Below are 19,252 nucleotides of genomic sequence, written 5' to 3'. Positions count from 1 at the left end.
ATGTGCATAAACCAACCATCTGCCTCACGAAGGTTCCTCCGGGGGCCTCACCGGGATTGGAGAACGGCATGGGCGCTGACCCCTTCGACGCGGGGGCAGGCAGCATCCTGCGGCAGCCGAAGGCAGTCTGGGCGACGGCCGGCGCGTCCGTGGTCGCCTTCATGGGCATCGGACTGGTCGACCCGATCCTCCCCTCCATCGCCAAGGGCCTGAACGCCACCGCCGGCCAGGTCTCCCTGCTCTTCACCTCGTACTTCCTGATCACCGCCTTCGCGATGCTGGTGACCGGCTTCGTCTCCAGCCGCGTCGGCGGGCGCAGGACCCTGCTGTTCGGCCTCGCCCTCGTCGTGGTCTTCGCCGGACTGGCCGGCACCTCGGGATCGGTCGGCCAGCTCGTCGGCTTCCGGGCCGGCTGGGGCCTGGGCAACGCGCTGTTCGTCTCCACCGCGCTCGCCGTCATGGTCGGCGCGGCGGCCGGGGGCAGCGCGGCGGCGATCCTGCTCTACGAGTCGGCGCTGGGCCTCGGCATGGCGTGCGGGCCACTGCTGGGCGCGCTGCTCGGCGACGCCAGCTGGCGCTACCCGTTCTTCGGCACCGCGTTCCTGATGGCGGCCGGATTCCTGTGCATCACGGCGTTCCTGAAGGAGCAGCCGAAGCCGGCCCGCAGGACCTCGCTGCTGGACCCGGTCAGGGCGCTCGGCCACGGCGGACTCGCCTCGGCGGCCGTCTCGGCGTTCTTCTACAACTACACGTTCTTCACCGTGCTGGCCTTCACGCCGTTCGTGCTGGACATGACTCCGTACAAGTCGGGCGCGGTGTTCTTCGCCTGGGGTGTGCTGCTCGCCGTCTTCTCGGTGATCGTGGCGCCGCGGATGCAGGAGCGGTTCGGCTCACTGAAGGTGCTCGGCGGCTCGCTGGTGCTGCTCGCGATCGACGTCGTGCTGCTCGGCTACGGCGACCACACCACCGCGATCATCTGCACCGTCCTGTCCGGCGCGTTCATCGGCGTGAACAACACCGTCTACACCGAGCTCGCCCTCGGCGTGTCGGAGGCGCCGCGCCCGGTGGCGAGCGCGGGGTACAACTTCGTGCGCTGGTTCGCGGCCGCCGCCGCGCCCTGGCTCGCGCCGAAGATCGAGGAGTGGACGGACGTCCACGTCCCGTTCGCGGTCGCCGGCGCCACCGCGGTGGCGGGCGCGCTCGTGGTCGCCGTACGGCGCAGGGCCCTCACCGGCGAGGCGGAGGAGCTGCAGCCCCGGCACGCGACCGAGGACGGCGTCACCGTCTTCGCCAACTGACCGTTCCCGGGCGGAGTTTGGTGAGCTTGCTCACTCCAGCGGGACGGACCCGCGGGCGGGGTCCCGCAGATCCGTCCCGTTCGTCAGCCAGCGCTCCTGAAGAGCCTGCGCGCCGTGCACCCGCTTCCAGGCGGCCTCGTTGGGGGTCATCGGCAGCAGCGGCAGGAACCGTACGCAATCCAGCGGCTCGTCCAGCTCCAGATCCTCGACCAGGCCGCCCGGCTCGGCCACCAGGACCGAGGTGAAGGGCGCGCCCGGCCACAGCGGCTCGCCCACGTCCAGCGAGGCCCCCGGTGCCACGACCACGCCCTCGACCTGCGGGGAGGCACCGAGCACGGCGAGCGGGCGGAGCACCTTGTCGGTGTCGGCAAGGCCCGCCCGGACGGACAGGACGAGCTCGGCGCGCGGCCCCCGGACGGGGTCGGCGAGCATCGCGGTGGGGTCGGTCATGGGGTGGGCGGACATGCCGAGGGTGGCGTACCGGACGACGTCCCCCTCGTGAAAGCGCAGCACCTCCAGGCGATCCGTGCCCAGGAAGGTGACCGCGGCGCGCGCGTCCGGCTCGCCCAGCGCGGAACGCAGCCGGGCCTCGACCAGGGGAAGAACGTCAACCATGCGGCGAGCATAGAACTCGTCAGCAGCGGGCAAAGCAGCGCCTTGACACGTCGGGCGACTGGTACTCTGAGCCGGTGGTTCGGGGCAGCACGCAGAAGCGTCGCTATCGGGTCCCGACGCCGATGAGACTCCCTTACGAGGGACCGGCCGGAGGAGGTGGGGCTGTCATGGATCGAAGTCGACCGTGCAGTACCACCCGCTCTTCCGGCCGCTGATACAGCTGTTCTGGATCCGGCCGTCCGCCACCTCTCACGTTCGTTCGCGTTCGTGCCGTCGTGCGCGTCACACGGAAGAGCACTTCGTTTCGTTTGCCTGATCTGCTTGATCTGTACCAGTGACGAAGCTCGCCACCGCGACGGTGCGGTGCTCCCCGCTTTGTGGACGCGCCAAACATCCGAAGTCAGGACGTCCTCATTCCGGGCAGTTCCAACCGTCGCCGGCGGCGCTTTCGTCGCTCGCCGCGAAGGAGCCCTGCCATGTCGATGATCCGTGACCTGCGCGCCGTGGTCCGCCCGTCCCGCCCGGCGCCGCGCAAGGACAACGGCACGTACGACACCACGCGCGCCCCGGGCACGCCCTCCGCCGTGGTCGACTGCGCCGTCTACCGAGACGGCACGCGCCTCGAGACGCGCTCGCCGCTCACCCCGCAGGAGGCGATGCGCCAGGTGCGGCGCGACGGAGGCTTCGTGTGGATCGGGCTGCACGAGCCGACGGAGTCGGAATTCGCCGGTATCGCCGGGGAGTTCGGGCTGCACCCGCTGGCCGTGGAGGACGCGGTCCAGGCCCACCAGCGGCCCAAGCTGGAGCGCTACGACGACTCCCTGTTCACCGTCTTCAAGACCATCCACTACGTCGACCACGACAAGCTCACCGCGACCAGTGAGGTCGTCGAGACCGGCGAGGTGATGTGCTTCACCGGGCGGGACTTCTTCATCACCGTCCGGCACGGCGGGCAGGGCTCCCTGCGTGCGCTGCGGCACCGGCTGCAGGACGACCCGGAGCTGCTGGCCAAGGGCCCCTCGGCCGTGCTGCACGCCATCGCCGACCATGTCGTCGACGGCTACATCGCGGTCGCGGACGCCCTTCAGGACGACGTCGACGACGTCGAGACGGAGGTGTTCTCGCCCGGCCGGGGCGGCACCGCGCGCGGCACCGACGCCGGCCGGATCTACCAACTCAAGCGCGAGGTCATGGAGTTCAAGCGGGCGGTGTCGCCGCTGCTGCGGCCCATGCAGCTGCTGAGCGAGCGGCCGATGCGGCTGATCGACCCGGACATCCAGAAGTACTTCCGGGACGTGGCCGACCACCTCGCCCGCGTCCAGGAGCAGGTCGTCGGCTTCGACGAGCTGCTCAACTCCATCCTGCAGGCCAACCTCGCCCAGGCGTCGGTCGCACAGAACGAGGACATGCGGAAGATCACCGCCTGGGCCGCGATCATCGCCGTACCGACGATGGTCTGCGGGGTCTACGGCATGAACTTCAAGTACATGCCCGAACTGCACTGGAAGTACGGCTACCCAGTGATCATGGGCATCACGGTGGCGATCTGCCTGGGCATCCACCGCACGCTCAAGCGCAACGGCTGGCTGTGAGGGCTCGTCGCTCGCCGGTGCCTGGTTAGGCTTCTGCCATGACACGTGCGTTGCTCGACCAGGCCCTCGTCGAGGAGGCCACGAAGAAGTCCGGCCTCATCTGGGTGGGCGGCCCCGGCGTCCCGGCCCGTGCCCTGTGGCACGTCTGGCACGAGGGCGCGGCGTGCCTGGTCGGGGACGGGCCCGGCGAGCAGCCGCTGCCGGGACTGGCCGACGGCGCGAGTGCCGAGGTGACCGTGCGCAGCAAGGACAAGGGCGGCCGGCTGGTCACCTGGGCGGCGCGGGTCGTGGAGCTGGCGCCGGAGTCGGAGGCGTGGCAGGCGGCGGTGGCCGAGCTGAAGGGCAAGCGCCTCAACGCGCCCGACGGCGAGGCCATGACGCGGCGGTGGGCCCGCGAATGCCGGGTGCTGCGTCTGGAGCCGGCGGGCGCGCTCGCGCCGCTGCCGGACGGCTCGCTGGCCGAGGCTCCGCTGCCGACCCCGGCGACGACCCGCCGGCCGGTGCCCGCGGGGCTGCCGCGGCTGCTGCTGAAGAAGCGGCGACGGAAGTAGCCGCAAGGCCCGGATTCGGTTCGGCGCCGCCCGGAGCCGCCGTCGCGGACAAGTGCCGCAACGGCGGAGGAAGGAGTGGGGCGAGATGCCGCGGACCGGGAACCTGCTACGACGTGGGCAGCTGCCTTCCGTAGTCGACGGTCTCACTCTTGTCCGGCTCCCTCAGGGAGAAATCCTTACCCCAGTCGGAGAAACTCAGGGTCCCCGCGCCGCCCGCGCGCACCAGGCGCAGGGGGTAGGGCGTGCCCTCGAGGGACACGTCCAGAGTGCCGCCGGAGCCCTTGTCGCCGGTGACGCGGATCGTGCGGACGCCGGACTGCTCGTGGTGGCCGTCGGCCGCCAGCGTGCCGTGCAGCGTCAGCAGACCCTCCAGGAGAACGTTCTTGTCCGTGAAGCCGCTGAACCGCTTGTACGCGGGGTCGCCCTGCGGCACCTTCACGTACTTGCCGTCGAGCTTGTCGGCGGCCCCGGTGTCCTTGCCCTTGCCGTCGGCGTGGTTCCAGAACTCGGCGTTCGCCTTCAGATACAGCTGCGCCCCGACCCGCAGCAGCCCGAAGGTCACCCCCTGCGAGGTGACCGAACCGGTGCCGCCGTCGGACTTCAGGCGCATGTCGAGCCGGTACGTACGGCCGTTGCTGACCACGTTCCCGGACAGGTGCACGGTGTCCGCGGAGGCGGCGGCCGCCCGCGTTCTGCTCTCGATCCTGTCCGGCGGCAGCTTGCCGACCCCGTTGGTGCCCGCGTCCGGGTCGTCCCCGGAGCACCCCGTCAGCCCTGTCCCCGCGACGACCAGAGCGCACAGCGCGCTCGTCAGCGCGGCCCGGCGGGTACGGCCCTGGGGAATCGCAGTCACAGGTGGGGCTGCCTTTCTGACGGGTGTCCTGAGCGGCGTACGGCAGCGTACCGGGGCCGCGGCGGGCGAGCGGAGCCAGATCGTCCGGACCCCTCACCAGGGCATATCCGAACAGGACGGGCTAGCCTGAAGCCCACCTGAGCGGGCAATTGGGAAAAGAAACCCACCTCATCCACCACGCATCACGCAGCACAGAGCCCACGCAAAGGAGGCGCAGCCATGGCAGCGGGCGCGCCCCGGATCTTCGTCTCGCACCTCTCCGGCGTCGCCGTCTTCGATCCGACGGGCGACCAGGTGGGCCGCGTGCGCGATCTGGTCGTCATGCTGCGGGTCGGGCGACGGCCGCCCCGCCTGCTCGGGCTGGTCGTCGAACTCTCCACCCGGCGCCGCATCTTCCTGCCCATGACCCGGGTGACGAGCATCGAGTCGGGCCAGGTCATCACCACCGGGGTGCTCAACGTCCGGCGCTTCGAGCAGCGCCCCACCGAGCGGCTCGTCTTCGGTGAACTCTTCGACCGGCGGGTGACGCTCGTGGAGACGCGCGAGGAGGTCACGGTCCTGGACGTCTCGGTGCAGCAGCTGCCGGCGCGCCGCGACTGGGAGATCGACCGGGTCTTCGTGCGCAAGGGGCGCAAGGGCAGCGCCTTCCGGCGCGCCCGCGGGGAGGCCCTGACGGTGGAGTGGTCCGCGGTCACCGGCTTCTCCCTGGAGGAGCACGGGCAGGGCGCGGAGAACCTGCTCGCCACCTTCGAGCAGCTGCGCCCCGCCGACCTCGCCAACGTGCTGCACCACCTCTCCGCCAAGCGGCGCGCCGAGGTGGCCGCCGCCCTGGACGACGACCGGCTCGCCGACGTCCTGGAGGAGCTGCCGGAGGACGACCAGATCGAGATCCTCGGCAAACTGCAGGGTGAGCGCGCGGCCGACGTCCTGGAGGCGATGGACCCGGACGACGCGGCCGACCTGCTCGCCGAGCTGCCCGAGGAGGAACAGGAACGGCTGCTGAGCCTGATGGAGCCCGCCGACGCGGCCGACATGCGGCGGCTGATGTCGTACGAGGAGCACACGGCGGGCGGTCTGATGACGACCGAGCCGATCGTGCTGCGCCCCGACGCCACCGTCGCCGACGCCCTGGCCCGCGTCCGCAACCGCGACCTCTCCCCCGCGCTCGCCGCCCAGGTCTACGTGTGCCGGCCGCCCGACGAGACCCCGACCGGCAAGTACCTGGGCACGGTGCACTTCCAGCGGCTGCTGCGCGACCCCCCGTACACCCTCGTCAGTTCGATGCTCGACGACGACCTGCAGGCACTCGACCCCGACGCCACGCTGCCGGTCATCGCCGGGTTCTTCGCCACCTACGACATGGTGGCCGCGCCGGTGGTCGACGAGTCGGGGGCGCTGCTGGGCGCGGTGACCGTGGACGACGTCCTGGACCACATGCTGCCGGACGACTGGCGGGAGACGGAGTTCCACCTTGAGGACGGAACGGACGAGGGAGCGGACAAGGGCGCGAACAAGGGGGCGGCCACCCATGGCACCTGAGCGCGAGAGCACCCGCGAGCGGCTGCCGGCCGGGGCCACGGCCGCCACCCGGCCGCGGGCCCGGCTGGACCAGCCGCGCCCGCCCCGGCGCCGGCTACTGCCCGAGTACGACCCGGAGGCCTTCGGGCGGCTTTCGGAGCGCATCGCGCGTTTCCTGGGCACCGGGCGGTTCATCGTCTGGATGACGGTGGTGATCATCGCGTGGGTGCTGTGGAACGTGGCCGCGCCACGGCACCTGCGGTTCGACGAGTACCCGTTCATCTTCCTGACGCTGATGCTGTCCCTGCAGGCCTCCTACGCCGCCCCGCTGATCCTGCTGGCGCAGAACCGGCAGGACGACCGGGACCGGGTCAACCTCGAACAGGACCGCAAGCAGAACGAACGGTCGATCGCCGACACCGAGTACCTGACCCGGGAGATCGCGGCGCTGCGCATGGGCCTGGGCGAGGTAGCCACCCGCGACTGGCTCCGCTCGGAACTGCAGGACATGGCCAAGGAGCTGGAGGAACGGGTCGACGGGCACCACCGGCACGGGGTATTCCCGGCAGAACACCCCCGCCGACGTGACATGGACGACCGCTGACGGGGGTCCCGGGGCCGCCGCGCAGCGCCGTACCATCGTCATCATGGCTACGGAAGACGCGGTGCGCGAAGCGCTGGCGACGGTGAACGACCCCGAGATCAACCGACCCATCACCGAGCTCGGGATGGTCAAATCGGTGGAGATCGGCGCTGACGGCGCGGTCGCGGTCACCGTGTACCTGACGGTCTCCGGCTGCCCCATGCGCGAGACGATCACGCAGCGGGTGACCGAGGCGGTCTCCCGCGTCGAGGGTGTCACCCGCGTCGACGTCACGCTCGACGTGATGAGCGACGAGCAGCGCAAGGAACTGGCGAACGCCCTGCGCGGCGGCCAGGCAGAGCGCGAGGTCCCCTTCGCCAAGCCGGGCAGCCTCACCCGCGTCTACGCGGTCGCCTCCGGCAAGGGCGGCGTCGGCAAGTCCTCGGTGACGGTGAACCTGGCGGCGGCGATGGCCGCGGACGGTCTGAAGGTGGGCGTGGTCGACGCCGACATCTACGGCCACAGCGTGCCGCGCATGCTCGGCGCGGACGGCCGTCCCACCCAGGTGGAGAACATGATCATGCCGCCGTCGGCGAACGGTGTGAAGGTCATCTCCATCGGCATGTTCACCCCGGGCAACGCGCCGGTCGTCTGGCGCGGCCCGATGCTGCACCGCGCGCTCCAGCAGTTCCTGGCGGACGTGTACTGGGGCGACCTGGACGTCCTGCTCCTCGACCTCCCGCCGGGCACCGGCGACATCGCGATCTCCGTGGCCCAGCTGGTCCCGAACGCCGAGATCCTGGTCGTGACGACGCCCCAGCAGGCCGCCGCCGAGGTGGCCGAGCGGGCCGGCTCCATCGCCGTGCAGACCCACCAGAAGATCGTCGGCGTGGTCGAGAACATGTCCGGTCTGCCCTGTCCGCACTGCGGCGAGATGGTCGACGTGTTCGGCACGGGCGGCGGCCAGCTGGTCGCCGACGGCCTGACCCGCACGACGGGCACCACGGTCCCGGTGCTCGGCTCCATCCCGATCGACGTGCGCCTGCGCGAGGGCAGCGACGAGGGCAAGCCGGTCGTCCTGACCGACCCGGACTCCCCGGCGGGCGCCGCACTGCGCGCCATCGCGGGGAAGCTGGGCGGACGCCAGCGCGGTCTGTCGGGGCTGTCGCTGGGGATCACGCCGAAGAACAAGTTCTAGTACGGAGCCGGTACCGACTCCGGTACGAGCGAAGGGGGCGCCGTCCCGCGGAGACGGCGCCCTTCGTCGTGCTTGCCGTGCCGGTCAGGCGTACGTGGTGATGTCCTTGATCATCGCGAAGCCGAGACCGTAGGCGCTCATCCCTCTGCCGTACGCGCCCACGTGGACCCCCTGCGGGGTCGAACCGGCGAGCACCCAGCCGAACTCGGACTCCCGGTAGTGGAACGGCGTCGGGACGCCGTCCACCGGCAGGGAGAGCGTCGACCAGGCCGGGCCGGACAGGTCGTCGGCCAGCACCCACGCCGTCTCCGTCTGCTGCTCCAGCCAGTCGTCCCGCAGGACGTGGTCCATCTGCCCGGGCCAGGTGAAGGACAGCAGCCCGACTCCGGCCAGCCAGGCCGCCGAGGACACCGAGGTGGCCTCCAGCAGGCCCGTTCCGTCCGCGCTGCGCCGCACCGGGTTGGCCGCGACGGTGACGACGACCGCGAACTTCTCCCTGGGCTCGTCCGGCGACCCGGACACGTATTCGTTGCGTACGGAGGGCTCGTCGCCGTGCCCGGTGGAACCGTGTTCCACGGAACCGTCGGCCGAGGTGCCCACCTGCATCAGCCAGCGCGGCCCCGTGAATGCCTCGTCGAGGCCGTACCACGGGAAGGGCGCCAGCAGGTAGCCGTCGACCGTGCCCCGGGCGGAGGGGAGCTGCCGCCCGCCCTCCGCGGCCGGCGCCTGCGCGACCGCCCTACTTGTCGTCTCCATGTGCCCGGACGCCTCCTCGCTCTCGTCGGACCGGACGGCCCGCCCCCCTTCGGGCGTACTCGTCCGGTCCGCACAACAACTCGGCAGCATATCGATCCCGCTTCGGGCAACCGCGGAAAGCGCCCGGCGCGTGGGTCGCGAAGACGGCGGGTTCAGGCCGCGCGGGGCCTGAACCCGGTATGAAACGCGTCACGTAGGACGCCCGGCGTACGCCGTCGGGTCGTACGCCGGGCGGGTGAGGCCGGGTCAGGTGACGTCCGCTCAGGTGGCGTCCACATCGAAGGGCGGCCGGTCGTCGCGGTCGGAGCCCTCGGGCCTCTTGGTCATGTCGATGCGGCCACCGGCCGGACCCGCACCGGGGGACGAAGGGGACGAGGGGGACGAGGGGGAATCGGTCTCGCGGCTGTGCACCGCGTCCGTGACCTCGGCCATCTCCTTCTTCAGGTCGAAGCCGTTGCGGATCTCCTTCAGCCCCAGTTCGTCGTTGTCGAGCTGCTTGCGGACGAACGTCTTGGGGTTGAGGTCCTCGAACTCGAAATCCTTGAACTCCGGGCCCAGCTCCTGCCGGATGTCCTGCTTGGCGCTCTCCGAGAATTCACGGATCTTCCGGATCGTGCGTGTCACGTCCTGGATGACCTTCGGGAGCTTGTCCGGACCGAACACGAGCACGGCCAGGACGATGATCGTCACCAGCTCGAGCGGTCCTATGTCATTGAACACCTGAAGCTCCTTGCGATGTCCTCGGTCCTCGGCCCTCGGGTGGTCCGGTCTGTGCGGGGCTGTCCGTGGTCCGGGCCGGATCCACGGTACCCGGCGCACGTGTCCGACCGGTACCGTCCCGAGGTGTCGGAGGGGTTTTGGTCAGTTGCTGTTCGAGGACCCGAGCACGAGGGAGACCTTCCGCTCGTGTCCGCCGCGTTCGACGGTCAGCTCCAGGCGGTCTCCGGGGCGGTGGGCGCGCGTCTTGACGATCAGTTCCTCGCCCGAGTGGACGCGCTGGCCGTCCACCGCGGTGATGACGTCGCCGGCCTTGATGCCCGCCTCGGCGCCGGGGCCACCGGGAGTGACCGGTGATCCGCCGTTGCGCCCCTTGGCGCCGACCTTGGCGCCGTCGCCGGTGTAGTTCATGTCGAGGGTCACGCCGATCACCGGGTGGCTGGCCTTGCCCTTGTTGATCAGCTCTTCCGCGACGCGCTTGGCCTGGTTGACCGGGATCGCGAAGCCGAGGCCGATGGAGCCGGCCTGGCCGGTCTGCAGGTCGGAGCCGGTGTCGGCGGAGCGGATGGCGGAGTTGATGCCGACCACCCGGCCGCGGGAGTCGAGCAGGGGCCCGCCCGAGTTGCCGGGGTTGATCGGGGCGTCGGTCTGGAGCGCGTCGACGTACGACACGTCGCTGCCGTCACCCTTCTCGCCGCCGGCGGTGATGGGGCGCTCCTTGGCGCTGATGATGCCGGAGGTGACGGTGTTGGAGAGGTCGAAGGGGGCGCCGATGGCCACGACCGGGTCGCCCACCTGGACGTTGTCGGAGTTGCCGAGGGGCATGGGGGTGAGGCCGCGGACGCCGCGCACCTGGACCACGGCGAGGTCGTAGCCGGCGTCGCGGCCGACGATCCTGGCCCCGGCGGTCTGGCCGCCGCTGAAGGTGACGGATATGTCGCCGCTGGAGGCGGCGGCCTCGACGACGTGGTTGTTGGTGAGGATGTGGCCGAGGCGGTCCAGGACGAATCCGGTGCCGGTGCCCTGCTCGCCGGAGCCGGTCACGTGCAGCGTGACGACGCTGGGCAGCGCGCGGGCGGCGATCCCGGCGACACTGTCCGGGGCACGCCCGGCGGGCTCCTTCCCGGCCTGCGGCAGCTGTACGGCGCCCACCCCGCCGTCGCGCTCGATGTACGCACCCAGGAGTCCCCCGAGCCCGCCGGACACGAGGGCGAGCGCCAGGGCCCCGCCGGCGATCGCCCGCCGGAGCCGCCGACGCCGCTCCGCCGGTGTGGGCACGTCCATGCCACCGTGCTGGAGCGGGGCGGGGAGGGGGCGGGCGGCCCAGGGGTCGTAGCGCTGCCAGGGGCCGGTGGGGGGCGGGGCGTTGTCGGGGCCGGGTGCCGGGGCAGGGGGCGTGCCCGGGCCGGAGGCCGTGGGAGCCGGCTCGGCGGTGGCCGCGGGGCCGGCGGCAGCGGGGACGCCGCCTTCGGGGGAGGCCGTGTCGTGGGTCGAGGGGCCAGCGGCGGGGGACTCTGCGGGTGCCGGGGCCCCCGGGACGGGCGTGGGAGGCCCGGTAGGCGCCATCTGGGCGCCCGGGGCGGGTGACGGTGCCGTCGGGGCGGATATGGGTGCAGGGGCCGCCACGCCGGGCGTGGGGGCCGCCGCGGGGTGCTGTACGGGCGGTGCGGGCGCCCAGGGGCCCGGTTCGCCGTAGGGCGGGGTGTTGTAGGGGTCTGGGTCGTGCAGCGGCTTGGGGCGCTCGGCGGAGGGAACGGCGGGGCCGGGCGCGGCGAGGGGCCCACCGGGGCCGTAAGCGGCTTCCGCGGGCAGGCCGCTGCGCGGCCCGGCGGCGGCGTCCTCGGGGGGAGGCGTCGGTCCGGGGCCGCTCTCCCCACCGCCGGCCGGTGCGGCAGGCCGGGCGAGTTCGTAGTCGCCCTCCGCGTCCCGGCCGGCGGGTCCGGCCGTACCGTCCGGGCTCCCCACGGGCCGCTCGAGCTCGTAGTCCCCGTCGGCGGCGGGGCGTCGCTCCCCCGCCTCCGGCCCGGGAGCCGGAGGCGCTGTCCCGGCACCGGCCGGGGCCGCATCCGAAGCCTCGTTGCCCTGCGCCGGATGCGGCGCCGCGCCCTCGGACTGCGCCCGGGCGGAAGCCGCGGCCGCGGAAGCGGCTGCAGCCGCCTCAGCCGCTGCCGCGGTCACCGTGCCGGGCGGCTCGGGTGCCGGACTCGTGGCCGGTGGTGCCGCGGTCGGCTCCTCCGGCTCGCCCGGAGGGACTGGTCGCGGCCGGCTCCACCACTTCGGGCGGGTGGACTTCGTGGGCTTCCCCTCGTTCATGTTCTCCCCACAGCTGGCGCCGGCACGGCTCGTCGGCGGTGACCGTGCGTCGTCGACTCCGCGCCCGACCGGTGTCATGGGCGCAATCACCCAGAATTCAACCAGGTTCGCGCGCCGCCGCGCAGAGTCCGGACGGCGCCGGTCAGTGCGCCGTGTGCGGGAAGGCGGAGGGCGCGGGTCCGGGCACCGCGCCGGGGACGGGTGCGGCGAGCAGGCCGGGCGCCCTGAAGCCCGGTTCCGTGGACCAGGAGGTCAGGGAGATCGGCGGTGCCGTGGTGAGCGGACGTATCAACGGGGACATGACGGCCGCGCCGGCGACCACCGGCGTGGTCAGGGTGTGCAGTACGTCCTGCGCCTGCCCGGCGAGCGGAGCCGGCACCCCGGGCAGCAGCGGCGCGGACAACGTGGTCGGCGCGACCGGCGCCGCACCGGACCGCTGCCCCTGGGACGCGAGCGGTCCCGTCGACTGCCGGCGCCGCGCGGTCTCGGGGCCCGTGGCCGCGCCCGCGCCCGCCGTACGCCCCGGAGTCACGTTGCTACCGGCACCGGAGCCGCCGCGGGCCTCCGCGGCCGTGTCGCCGGACGCACCGGTGGTCACTCCGCCCAGGGCGACCGCGGCCAGCGACACCGCCCCCGCGGCCACGAACGCGAACCGCAGCCCGCGCGAGGCCGGCCGGTCGCCGTCGGGACGGCCGACGTGGTGGATGCGAAAGCCGCGGTCCGGTTCTGGGACGGCGGGGTGCGGCCCGGCCGGGACGTAGCCGAAGTCGAACTGGCCGCCGCGCTTCTGGCCGAACACCCCGGACAGTGCCGACAGCCCGGATCGTCCCGTCATTCGGGAGAGCCCGCCGGGGAAATCCTCTCCGTCGTGCGGTGCGCCGTCGTCGGTGTCACCGCCACCGGGGAGTCCCTGGAGGCGGGCCAGGAAGCTCTCGGACGGGGGCGGCGGGGCCGCCTCCGCGAAGACGTTCTTCAAACGGCGCTGTGCGTCGACCTCCGCCTTGCACTTCGGGCAGGTGGCCACGTGCGCCAGGACGCGCTCACGCGTCTCATGACCGAGCTCGCCGTCGACCAGGGCGGAGAGCCGGTCTCCCAGGTGCTGTTCCGCGAGGCCGCTCGCGGCAGGATGGACTCGTGATCCACTCACGCGGTCGCGCCCCCTCCCCCCAGCGCGGGAACGCGGGGCACGAAACTGCGGCGCTCCGCCCTGGCCTCGGGCGAGCGGTGCGCGAGGGCCTTGCGCAGCTGGGAGCGGCCGCGGTGGATGCGGGAGCGGACCGTGCCGAGCTTGACGCCCAGGGTCGCGGCGATCTCCTCGTAGGACAGGCCTTCGATGTCGCACAGGACGACCGCGGCGCGGAACTCAGGCGCGAGTGTGTCGAGGGCCTGCTGGACGTCCGCGTCGAAGTGCGCGTCGTTGAAGAGCTGCTGCGGAGTGGGCTCCTTGCTGGCCAGCCGCTCGGCCGCGTCCTCGCCGAGCGCGTCGAAGCGGATGCGCTGCTTGCGGCGGACCATGTCCAGGAAGAGGTTCGTGGTGATGCGGTGCAGCCAGCCCTCGAACGTGCCCGGCGTGTAGGTCGACAGGGAGCGGAAGACGCGGACGAAGACCTCCTGGGTGAGGTCCTCGGCGTCGTGCTGGTTGCCCGTGAGGCGGTAGGCCAGGCGGTAGACGCGGCCGCTGTGGGTGCTGACGATCTCCTCCCAGGTGGGCGGAGTCCACGCCTGCCCGTCCGCGTCGGTGGAGAAGGTCGCGGTCTGGGCGAAGCCGTCGGCGTGGCTTGGGTCAGCAGCGGTGTCGTTCACGGATTTCGGCCTGCCTGCCGATCCGAGAAAGCGCCGCAGCACTCCGCCCCGATCCACAGGCGCAGCCGCACCTCCCCTGTCGGCTCTGGTGGTGTCCAGTGGAGCCCCTACCATAGCCACCTCGCCCGTTAGCTCCGGATAAGCGGTTTTACGAGAATTTGATACGCGCTGCCACGGCTCATCCGGCTGCGTCAGCACTTGCTCGGCGTCCCGATGCATCCCATACCCCCCGTCGCATCCCCCGCCGCTGCCTCACCCCTTCAAACGACTGGTCCCATCTGCGGGTTCCCGGCACCAACGGATACAGTCACGCCCAGGCAACCGTGGGGACAGGAGAGGGCCATTACCGGCAACCGGCAGACGAGCTGGGCGTTCGCCGACGCCTATGTCGCCGAGGACGACGCGCTGCGCTGGGCCCGCGACCGGGCCCGTGAGGCAGGGCTGCGCTCGGTGTCGCCCGGCGCGGGCGCCGCGCTGCGGCTGCTCGCCGCCACCGTGGACGCCAAGGCGGTCGCGGAGATCGGCACCGGCACCGGCGTCTCCGGGATCCATCTGCTGCACGGGATGCGGCCGGACGGGGTGCTGACCACCGTCGACCCGGAGCCGGAGCACCAGCAGTTCGCCCGCCAGGCCTTCCGCGCCGCCGGCTTCGCCAGCAACCGCGCCCGCTTCATCCCCGGCCGGGCCCTGGATGTGCTGCCCCGGCTCGCGGACGCCGGATACGACCTGGTCTTCTGCGACGGCGACCGGCAGGAGTTCCTCGACTACCTCGCTGAATCGTTGCGCCTGCTGCGCCCGGGCGGCCTGGTCGTCTTCGAAGGCGTCTTCGCGAACGGCCGGACGGTGGACTCCGGACCGCAGCCGACGGAGGTCCTGCGGCTGCGGGAGCTGCTGCGCACGGTGCGCGAGAGCCAGGACCTGGTGCCGTCCCTGCTGCCGGTGGGCGACGGCCTGCTGTGCGCGGTCAAGCGCTGACCCGCACGCAGAACGACCGGCTGACCCGCTCGCAGAACGACCGAACGGCGGCTCGCGCCGGGCACTTCGGGAAAAGCAGCTGCCCCGGCACCGCATTGGATACCGGGGCAGCTGGAAGAGTGTGGTCGCTTGTGCGCGTCAGCCGACGACCTTCTTGAGAGCGTCGCCGAGCGCGTCGGCCTCGTCAGGGGTCAGCTCGACGACGAGCCGACCGCCGCCTTCGAGCGGAACGCGCATGACGATGCCCCGCCCCTCCTTTGTCACCTCGAGCGGGCCATCACCCGTCCGCGGCTTCATGGCCGCCATGCTCGTTCCCCTTCCTGAAACCCAGCTCATCGTCAAAGCCGACGGCCCACCGAGAGGGCACGCGCACGATCCTTGCCCAAAACGGCCCAGGACACGCGACACCGGCATCGAACACATTGCTTCCCAGCCATTATCCCGCATCTCAGGACCCGATGACCAACATCAGTCGGCATCGCTTGGGCAACGCGCGCGAGCAAAACCACTCAATTCGGCGATGTGGCTGCGATACTGCGCCCCCGCGCGGACATCCGCCGGCGAGCGGACCGCCGGAATTCTTTGACGCAGGTCACACGTCCGGTACGCGCTCCGGCCGGTGATCTCCGTCATGCTGTCCTCGGACAAAGGACGTACTGAGCGGTACGTCAGAGCCGTGACACCGGAGGGGATGACCCATGGCCGACACCGTGCTCTACGAGGTGAGCGACGGACTCGCGACGATCACGCTGAACCGCCCGCAGGCGATGAACGCGCTGAACGTCGCGACCAAGGTCGCCCTCCGGGACGCGGCCCGGGACGCGGCCGGGGACGACGCCGTGCGGGCGGTGCTGCTGACCGCCGCCGGGGACCGGGCGTTCTGCGTGGGCCAGGACCTCAAGGAGCACATCGGGCTGCTGGCCGCCGACCGGGAGAGCGGTTCGGGGCAGACGATGAGCACCGTGCGGGAGCACTACAACCCGATCGTCCGGGCGCTGGCCGGGGCGGCGAAGCCCGTGGTCGCCGCGGTGAACGGGGTCGCGGCCGGGGCGGGCTTCGGCTTCGCGCTCGCCGCCGACTACCGGATCGTGGCCGACACGGCGTCCTTCAACACCTCCTTCGCGGGGGTCGCGCTCACCGCCGACTCGGGCATCTCCTGGACGCTGCCGCGCGTCGTCGGGCCGGCACGCGCCGCCGACCTGCTGCTCTTCCCGCGCAGCATCACCGCGCAGGAGGCCTACGAGCTCGGGATCGCCAACCGGCTGGTGCCTGCGGCCGAGCTGCGCGCCGAGGCCGAGAAGGTGGCCCGGTCGCTGGCCGAGGGCCCGACGGTGGCGTACGCGGCGCTGAAGGAGGCCGTGGCATTCGGCCTGACGCACTCCTTGGAGGAGACGCTGGAGAAGGAGGACGAGCTCCAGACGCGGGCGGGGCAGTCCGAGGACCACACCATCGCCGTACAGGCGTTCGTGAACAAGGAGAGGCCGAAGTACCTGGGCCGCTGACCCGGGACGCGGCACGGGCCCGCCGTCCCCTGCTCCCGGCCGGGGTCAGGGGCGGCGGGCCACGCAGTCGGCGAGGTGGTCGTCGACCAGGCCACATGCCTGCATCAGGGCATACGCCGTCGTGGGGCCGACGAAGCGCAGGCCGCGCTTCTTCAGCGCCTTGGACAGGGCCGTGGACTCGGGGGTGACCGCCGGGACGTCGGAGAGGGTCCTGGGGGCCGGGCGGCCGGCGGGGTCGGGGGCGTGGGACCAGATGAGGGCGTCCAGCTCGCCCCGGGACCATCCGGCGAGCACGCGTGCGTTGGCGAGGGTCGCGTCGACCTTGGCGCGGTTGCGGATGATGCCCGGGTCGGCGAGCAGGCGCTCGCGGTCGGCCTCCGTGAAGTCCGCGACCGCCAAGATCCTGAAGCCGGCGAAGGCGTCCCTGAAGCCCGGGCGGCGGCGCAGGATGGTGATCCACGACAGGCCGGACTGGAAGGCCTCCAGGCTGAGGCGTTCGTAGAGCGCGTCGTCGCCGTGGACCGGGCGGCCCCACTCCTCGTCGTGGTAGGCCACGTACTCCGCCGCGGACAGCGCCCAAGGGCAGCGCAGCCCGCCGTCCGGACCGGCGACCGCGGCACCGGCCGCCCCGGCGGCCACGGTCGCGGCACCTTCCGTCACGGCACCGTCCGTCACAGCACCGTCCGTCACAGCACCGTCCGTCACAGCACGATCCGTCACTGCTGCTCCTCCGGCTCGCGCTTGGCCAGGTGCACATGGGCCGCGGCGGCCTGGGCGCCGGCCAGCGCGGACTCCAGGTCGGCGATCCGGGCGTCGCGCTCGGCGAGCTCGGCGCCGAGCCGGCTGAGCGCGTCGTCCACGTCCGTCATGCGGTAGCCGCGGACGACCATCGGGAAACGCAGGCTCTCCACGTCGGCCCGGCCCACCGGGCGGTCCGGCGGCAGGGGGTCGTGGAGCCGCTCGGGCGCCGCCTCCGGCAGCGGTCCGGTGCCCTCGCCGCCGCCCACCACCGCGAGGGTCACCGCGGCGACCACGACGGCGAGCGCGACGACCAGGAACAAGAACATAACCATCGCTGAGGTCCCCACGGAGTCTGTCGTATGTGTCAGGGTCCGATCGTGCCATGCGAGGCTGACAGTTAGGGTCGCAGGCGGCCGAAGACCAGGACGTACAAGGAGAGGTCACAGGGGATGCTCAGGCTGGGCAGGCGTGAATTCGACGCGCACGAGCCGGTGATCATGGCGATCGTGAACCGGACCCCGGACTCCTTCTACGACCAGGGGGCCACGTTCCGCGACGAGCCGGCCCTCGCGCGTGTGGAGCAGGCGGTCGCCGAGGGAGCCGCCATCGTCGACATCGGCGGGGTGAAGGCCGGGCCGGGCGAAGAGGTGACCGCCGAGGAGGAGGCCCGCCGGACCGTCGGCTTCGTGGCCGAGGTGCGGCGGCGTTTCCCGGACGTGATCATCAGCGTGGACACCTGGCGGGCCGACGTCGGCGAGGCGGTCTGCGAGGCGGGGGCCGATCTGCTCAACGACGCTTGGGGCGGGGTGGACCCGCGGCTCGCGGAGGTCGCGGCGCGGTACCGGGTGGGGCTGGTGTGCACGCACGCGGGCGGCGCCGAGCCGCGGACGCGGCCGCACCGGGTGACGTACGACGACGTCATGGCCGAGATCCTGAAGGTGACCGTGGGGCTGGCCGAGCGGGCGGTGTCGCTGGGCGTGCCGCGGGAGTCGGTGCTGATCGATCCCGGGCACGACTTCGGGAAGAACACCCGGCACAGCCTGGAGGCGACGCGGCGGCTGGGCGAGATGGTCGCGACCGGGTGGCCGGTGCTGGTGTCGCTGTCCAACAAGGACTTCGTGGGCGAGACGCTGGACAAGCCGGTGAAGGAGCGGGTGGTGGGCACGCTGGCCACGACCGCGGTTTCCGCCTGGCTGGGGGCGCAGGTGTACCGGGTGCACGAGGTCGCGGAGACCCGGCAGGTGGTGGACATGGTGGCGGCCATCGCCGGGCACCGGCCTCCGGCGGTGGCCCGGCGGGGTCTGGCGTAGACCGGCGCGCCGTACCCGGAGGCCCGGCCTCGCCGTACCCGGAGGCCGCGCCCCGCCGTACCCGGAGGCCGCGCCCCGCTGTATCAGGGGGCTCGGCCCTCTGGACCGGCGCCTGTGCCCACTCACCCCACTCACCACCCGACTCGGCCGTCGGGGAGCCGGACTACCGGCCCGCCTCCTTCGACACCAGTGCCACCGCCTCCTCCACGTCGTCGGTGACGTGGAAGAGGGTCAGGTCGGCCTGGGCCGCCTTGCCCTCGGCGATCAGGGTGCCCTCCAGCCAGTCGACCAGGCCGCCCCAGTACGCGCTGCCGAAGAGGACGATCGGGAAGCGGGTGACCTTCTGGGTCTGGACGAGGGTGAGTGCCTCGAAGAGCTCGTCGAGGGTGCCGAGGCCCCCGGGCAGGACGACGAAGCCCTGCGCGTACTTGACGAACATCATCTTGCGGACGAAGAAGTAGCGGAAGTTGAGGCCGATGTCGACGTAGGGGTTCAGCCCCTGCTCGAAGGGCAGCTCGATGCCCAGCCCCACGGAGGTTCCGCCGGCCTCGCACGCGCCCTTGTTTGCCGCCTCCATCGCGCCCGGGCCGCCGCCCGTGATCACCGCGAAGCCCGCTTTTACCAGGCCGCGGCCCAGCCGCACACCCGCCTCGTACTCCGGCGAGTCCACCGCCGTGCGCGCCGAGCCGAAGACGCTGATCGCGGGCGGGAGTTCGGCCAGCGTGCCGAAGCCCTCGATGAACTCCGACTGGATGCGCAGCACCCGCCAGGGGTCGGTGTGCACCCAGTCGGTGGGGGCGCGCTCGTCCAGCAGCCGCTGGTCCGTGGTGCTCGCCTGGACCTGGCCCCGCCGCCGGAGGACCGGTCCCAGGCGCTGCTCCTCAGGTGGCCGCCTCCTGCCCTCGGGGTTGCCTGTAGCCATGTGCG

General features: G+C 72.2%; 20 protein-coding genes. 9 read left to right on the top strand and 11 right to left on the bottom strand.

The window, feature by feature from the left end; genetic code table 11:
* Positions 1 to 68 precede the first annotated feature (68 nt).
* A complete protein-coding gene (locus ACH4UM_RS03375) occupies positions 69 to 1,298 on the top strand; it encodes an MFS transporter (RefSeq protein ID WP_398172996.1) in 1,230 nt (409 codons plus the stop codon).
* Between the two features lie 30 nt (positions 1,299 to 1,328).
* Here the strand turns inward: ACH4UM_RS03375 and ACH4UM_RS03370 are convergent, their stop codons facing one another.
* Positions 1,329 to 1,913: a suppressor of fused domain protein gene (locus ACH4UM_RS03370; protein WP_398172994.1), complete on the bottom strand. Its 585-nt coding sequence runs from the start codon at positions 1,911 to 1,913 to the stop codon at positions 1,329 to 1,331.
* Positions 1,914 to 2,389: 476 nt separating this feature from the next.
* Here ACH4UM_RS03370 and ACH4UM_RS03365 point away from each other — a divergent pair, with 476 nt between their 5' ends.
* Positions 2,390 to 3,505 (top strand): magnesium and cobalt transport protein CorA, encoded by a 1,116-nt coding sequence (locus ACH4UM_RS03365; RefSeq protein WP_398172992.1) that lies wholly within the window; start codon positions 2,390 to 2,392, stop codon positions 3,503 to 3,505.
* A gap of 38 nt (positions 3,506 to 3,543) precedes the next feature.
* A complete protein-coding gene (locus ACH4UM_RS03360; protein ID WP_398172990.1) occupies positions 3,544 to 4,056 on the top strand; it encodes a hypothetical protein in 513 nt (170 codons plus the stop codon).
* A 106-nt stretch (positions 4,057 to 4,162) separates the two neighbouring features.
* Here the strand turns inward: ACH4UM_RS03360 and ACH4UM_RS03355 are convergent, their stop codons facing one another.
* Positions 4,163 to 4,909 (bottom strand): hypothetical protein, encoded by a 747-nt coding sequence (locus ACH4UM_RS03355; protein WP_398172988.1) that lies wholly within the window; start codon positions 4,907 to 4,909, stop codon positions 4,163 to 4,165.
* A gap of 219 nt (positions 4,910 to 5,128) precedes the next feature.
* Between ACH4UM_RS03355 and ACH4UM_RS03350 the strand changes: the two genes are divergently transcribed.
* From ACH4UM_RS03350 to ACH4UM_RS03340, 3 genes are read left to right on the top strand one after another with little or no spacing between them, the layout of a single operon-like run.
* Complete coding sequence (locus ACH4UM_RS03350) at positions 5,129 to 6,448, top strand: magnesium transporter MgtE N-terminal domain-containing protein (RefSeq protein ID WP_398172986.1); 1,320 nt, start codon at positions 5,129 to 5,131, stop codon at positions 6,446 to 6,448.
* The gene (locus tag ACH4UM_RS03345; protein WP_398172984.1) at positions 6,438 to 7,031 is read left to right on the top strand and encodes a DUF1003 domain-containing protein; all 594 of its coding nucleotides are present in this window, start codon (positions 6,438 to 6,440) and stop codon (positions 7,029 to 7,031) included. Before ACH4UM_RS03350 ends, ACH4UM_RS03345 begins: the two co-directional genes overlap by 11 nt.
* A gap of 43 nt (positions 7,032 to 7,074) precedes the next feature.
* Positions 7,075 to 8,208, top strand: coding sequence for an Mrp/NBP35 family ATP-binding protein (locus tag ACH4UM_RS03340; protein ID WP_398172982.1), 1,134 nt, complete (start codon positions 7,075 to 7,077; stop codon positions 8,206 to 8,208).
* A gap of 84 nt (positions 8,209 to 8,292) precedes the next feature.
* Here the strand turns inward: ACH4UM_RS03340 and ACH4UM_RS03335 are convergent, their stop codons facing one another.
* The 5 genes from ACH4UM_RS03335 to sigE all read right to left on the bottom strand — a co-directional run bounded on the left by ACH4UM_RS03335 (position 8,293) and on the right by sigE (position 13,839).
* The gene (locus ACH4UM_RS03335) at positions 8,293 to 8,964 is read right to left on the bottom strand and encodes a hypothetical protein (RefSeq protein WP_398172980.1); all 672 of its coding nucleotides are present in this window, start codon (positions 8,962 to 8,964) and stop codon (positions 8,293 to 8,295) included.
* Positions 8,965 to 9,225: 261 nt separating this feature from the next.
* Positions 9,226 to 9,684: a sec-independent translocase gene (locus ACH4UM_RS03330; protein WP_398172978.1), complete on the bottom strand. Its 459-nt coding sequence runs from the start codon at positions 9,682 to 9,684 to the stop codon at positions 9,226 to 9,228.
* Between the two features lie 141 nt (positions 9,685 to 9,825).
* Positions 9,826 to 11,994, bottom strand: a complete 2,169-nt coding sequence (locus tag ACH4UM_RS03325) for a trypsin-like peptidase domain-containing protein (protein WP_398172976.1) — start codon at positions 11,992 to 11,994, stop codon at positions 9,826 to 9,828.
* A 142-nt stretch (positions 11,995 to 12,136) separates the two neighbouring features.
* Positions 12,137 to 13,141 carry a zf-HC2 domain-containing protein gene (locus ACH4UM_RS03320; RefSeq protein ID WP_398172974.1) on the bottom strand — a complete coding sequence of 335 codons (1,005 nt, stop codon included), beginning with the start codon at positions 13,139 to 13,141 and terminating at the stop codon, positions 12,137 to 12,139.
* Positions 13,138 to 13,839, bottom strand: coding sequence for an RNA polymerase sigma factor SigE (sigE, locus tag ACH4UM_RS03315; RefSeq protein ID WP_398173598.1), 702 nt, complete (start codon positions 13,837 to 13,839; stop codon positions 13,138 to 13,140). The genes ACH4UM_RS03320 and sigE overlap by 4 nt, the downstream gene beginning before the upstream one ends.
* A 171-nt stretch (positions 13,840 to 14,010) precedes the next feature.
* Here sigE and ACH4UM_RS03310 point away from each other — a divergent pair, with 171 nt between their 5' ends.
* Entirely contained in the window at positions 14,011 to 14,772 is a 762-nt protein-coding gene (locus ACH4UM_RS03310) for an O-methyltransferase (protein ID WP_398172972.1), read from the top strand.
* A gap of 138 nt (positions 14,773 to 14,910) precedes the next feature.
* On the opposite strand, the gene ACH4UM_RS03305 is transcribed toward ACH4UM_RS03310, so the two are convergent.
* On the bottom strand, positions 14,911 to 15,078 hold the full coding sequence (locus ACH4UM_RS03305; RefSeq protein ID WP_003966491.1) for a DUF3117 domain-containing protein: 168 nt from the start codon (positions 15,076 to 15,078) through the stop codon (positions 14,911 to 14,913).
* A gap of 392 nt (positions 15,079 to 15,470) precedes the next feature.
* Here ACH4UM_RS03305 and ACH4UM_RS03300 point away from each other — a divergent pair, with 392 nt between their 5' ends.
* Positions 15,471 to 16,274 carry an enoyl-CoA hydratase/isomerase family protein gene (locus ACH4UM_RS03300; RefSeq protein ID WP_398172970.1) on the top strand — a complete coding sequence of 268 codons (804 nt, stop codon included), beginning with the start codon at positions 15,471 to 15,473 and terminating at the stop codon, positions 16,272 to 16,274.
* Between the two features lie 45 nt (positions 16,275 to 16,319).
* Here the strand turns inward: ACH4UM_RS03300 and ACH4UM_RS03295 are convergent, their stop codons facing one another.
* Positions 16,320 to 16,934 (bottom strand): DNA-3-methyladenine glycosylase I, encoded by a 615-nt coding sequence (locus tag ACH4UM_RS03295; protein ID WP_398172968.1) that lies wholly within the window; start codon positions 16,932 to 16,934, stop codon positions 16,320 to 16,322.
* A 56-nt stretch (positions 16,935 to 16,990) separates the two neighbouring features.
* Complete coding sequence (locus ACH4UM_RS03290) at positions 16,991 to 17,347, bottom strand: DivIVA domain-containing protein (protein ID WP_398172966.1); 357 nt, start codon at positions 17,345 to 17,347, stop codon at positions 16,991 to 16,993.
* Positions 17,348 to 17,464: 117 nt separating this feature from the next.
* Here ACH4UM_RS03290 and folP point away from each other — a divergent pair, with 117 nt between their 5' ends.
* Positions 17,465 to 18,325, top strand: coding sequence for a dihydropteroate synthase (gene folP / locus ACH4UM_RS03285; RefSeq protein ID WP_398172964.1), 861 nt, complete (start codon positions 17,465 to 17,467; stop codon positions 18,323 to 18,325).
* Positions 18,326 to 18,488: 163 nt separating this feature from the next.
* Here the strand turns inward: folP and ACH4UM_RS03280 are convergent, their stop codons facing one another.
* Positions 18,489 to 19,247, bottom strand: coding sequence for a TIGR00730 family Rossman fold protein (locus ACH4UM_RS03280; RefSeq protein ID WP_398172962.1), 759 nt, complete (start codon positions 19,245 to 19,247; stop codon positions 18,489 to 18,491).
* Positions 19,248 to 19,252 lie beyond the last annotated feature (5 nt).

It is taken from the genome of Streptomyces sp. NPDC020801 (assembly GCF_044334385.1).
Taxonomy (GTDB): domain Bacteria; phylum Actinomycetota; class Actinomycetes; order Streptomycetales; family Streptomycetaceae; genus Streptomyces.
This window is presented reverse-complemented; position numbering and strand designations above follow the sequence as displayed.

Excerpts from the sequence above, each read along its gene's own strand:
- ACH4UM_RS03375 (WP_398172996.1), top strand. The coding sequence starts at position 69 with ATGGGCGCTGACCCCTTCGACGCGGGGGCAGGCAGCATCCTGCGGCAG.
- ACH4UM_RS03370 (WP_398172994.1), bottom strand. The coding sequence starts at position 1,913 with ATGGTTGACGTTCTTCCCCTGGTCGAGGCCCGGCTGCGTTCCGCGCTG.
- ACH4UM_RS03365 (WP_398172992.1), top strand. The coding sequence starts at position 2,390 with ATGTCGATGATCCGTGACCTGCGCGCCGTGGTCCGCCCGTCCCGCCCG.
- ACH4UM_RS03360 (WP_398172990.1), top strand. The coding sequence starts at position 3,544 with ATGACACGTGCGTTGCTCGACCAGGCCCTCGTCGAGGAGGCCACGAAG.
- ACH4UM_RS03350 (WP_398172986.1), top strand. The coding sequence starts at position 5,129 with ATGGCAGCGGGCGCGCCCCGGATCTTCGTCTCGCACCTCTCCGGCGTC.
- ACH4UM_RS03345 (WP_398172984.1), top strand. The coding sequence starts at position 6,438 with ATGGCACCTGAGCGCGAGAGCACCCGCGAGCGGCTGCCGGCCGGGGCC.
- ACH4UM_RS03340 (WP_398172982.1), top strand. The coding sequence starts at position 7,075 with ATGGCTACGGAAGACGCGGTGCGCGAAGCGCTGGCGACGGTGAACGAC.
- ACH4UM_RS03335 (WP_398172980.1), bottom strand. The coding sequence starts at position 8,964 with ATGGAGACGACAAGTAGGGCGGTCGCGCAGGCGCCGGCCGCGGAGGGC.
- ACH4UM_RS03325 (WP_398172976.1), bottom strand. The coding sequence starts at position 11,994 with ATGAACGAGGGGAAGCCCACGAAGTCCACCCGCCCGAAGTGGTGGAGC.
- ACH4UM_RS03310 (WP_398172972.1), top strand. The coding sequence starts at position 14,011 with ATGCATCCCATACCCCCCGTCGCATCCCCCGCCGCTGCCTCACCCCTT.
- ACH4UM_RS03305 (WP_003966491.1), bottom strand. The coding sequence starts at position 15,078 with ATGGCGGCCATGAAGCCGCGGACGGGTGATGGCCCGCTCGAGGTGACA.
- ACH4UM_RS03300 (WP_398172970.1), top strand. The coding sequence starts at position 15,471 with ATGGCCGACACCGTGCTCTACGAGGTGAGCGACGGACTCGCGACGATC.
- ACH4UM_RS03290 (WP_398172966.1), bottom strand. The coding sequence starts at position 17,347 with ATGGTTATGTTCTTGTTCCTGGTCGTCGCGCTCGCCGTCGTGGTCGCC.
- folP (WP_398172964.1), top strand. The coding sequence starts at position 17,465 with ATGCTCAGGCTGGGCAGGCGTGAATTCGACGCGCACGAGCCGGTGATC.
- ACH4UM_RS03280 (WP_398172962.1), bottom strand. The coding sequence starts at position 19,247 with ATGGCTACAGGCAACCCCGAGGGCAGGAGGCGGCCACCTGAGGAGCAG.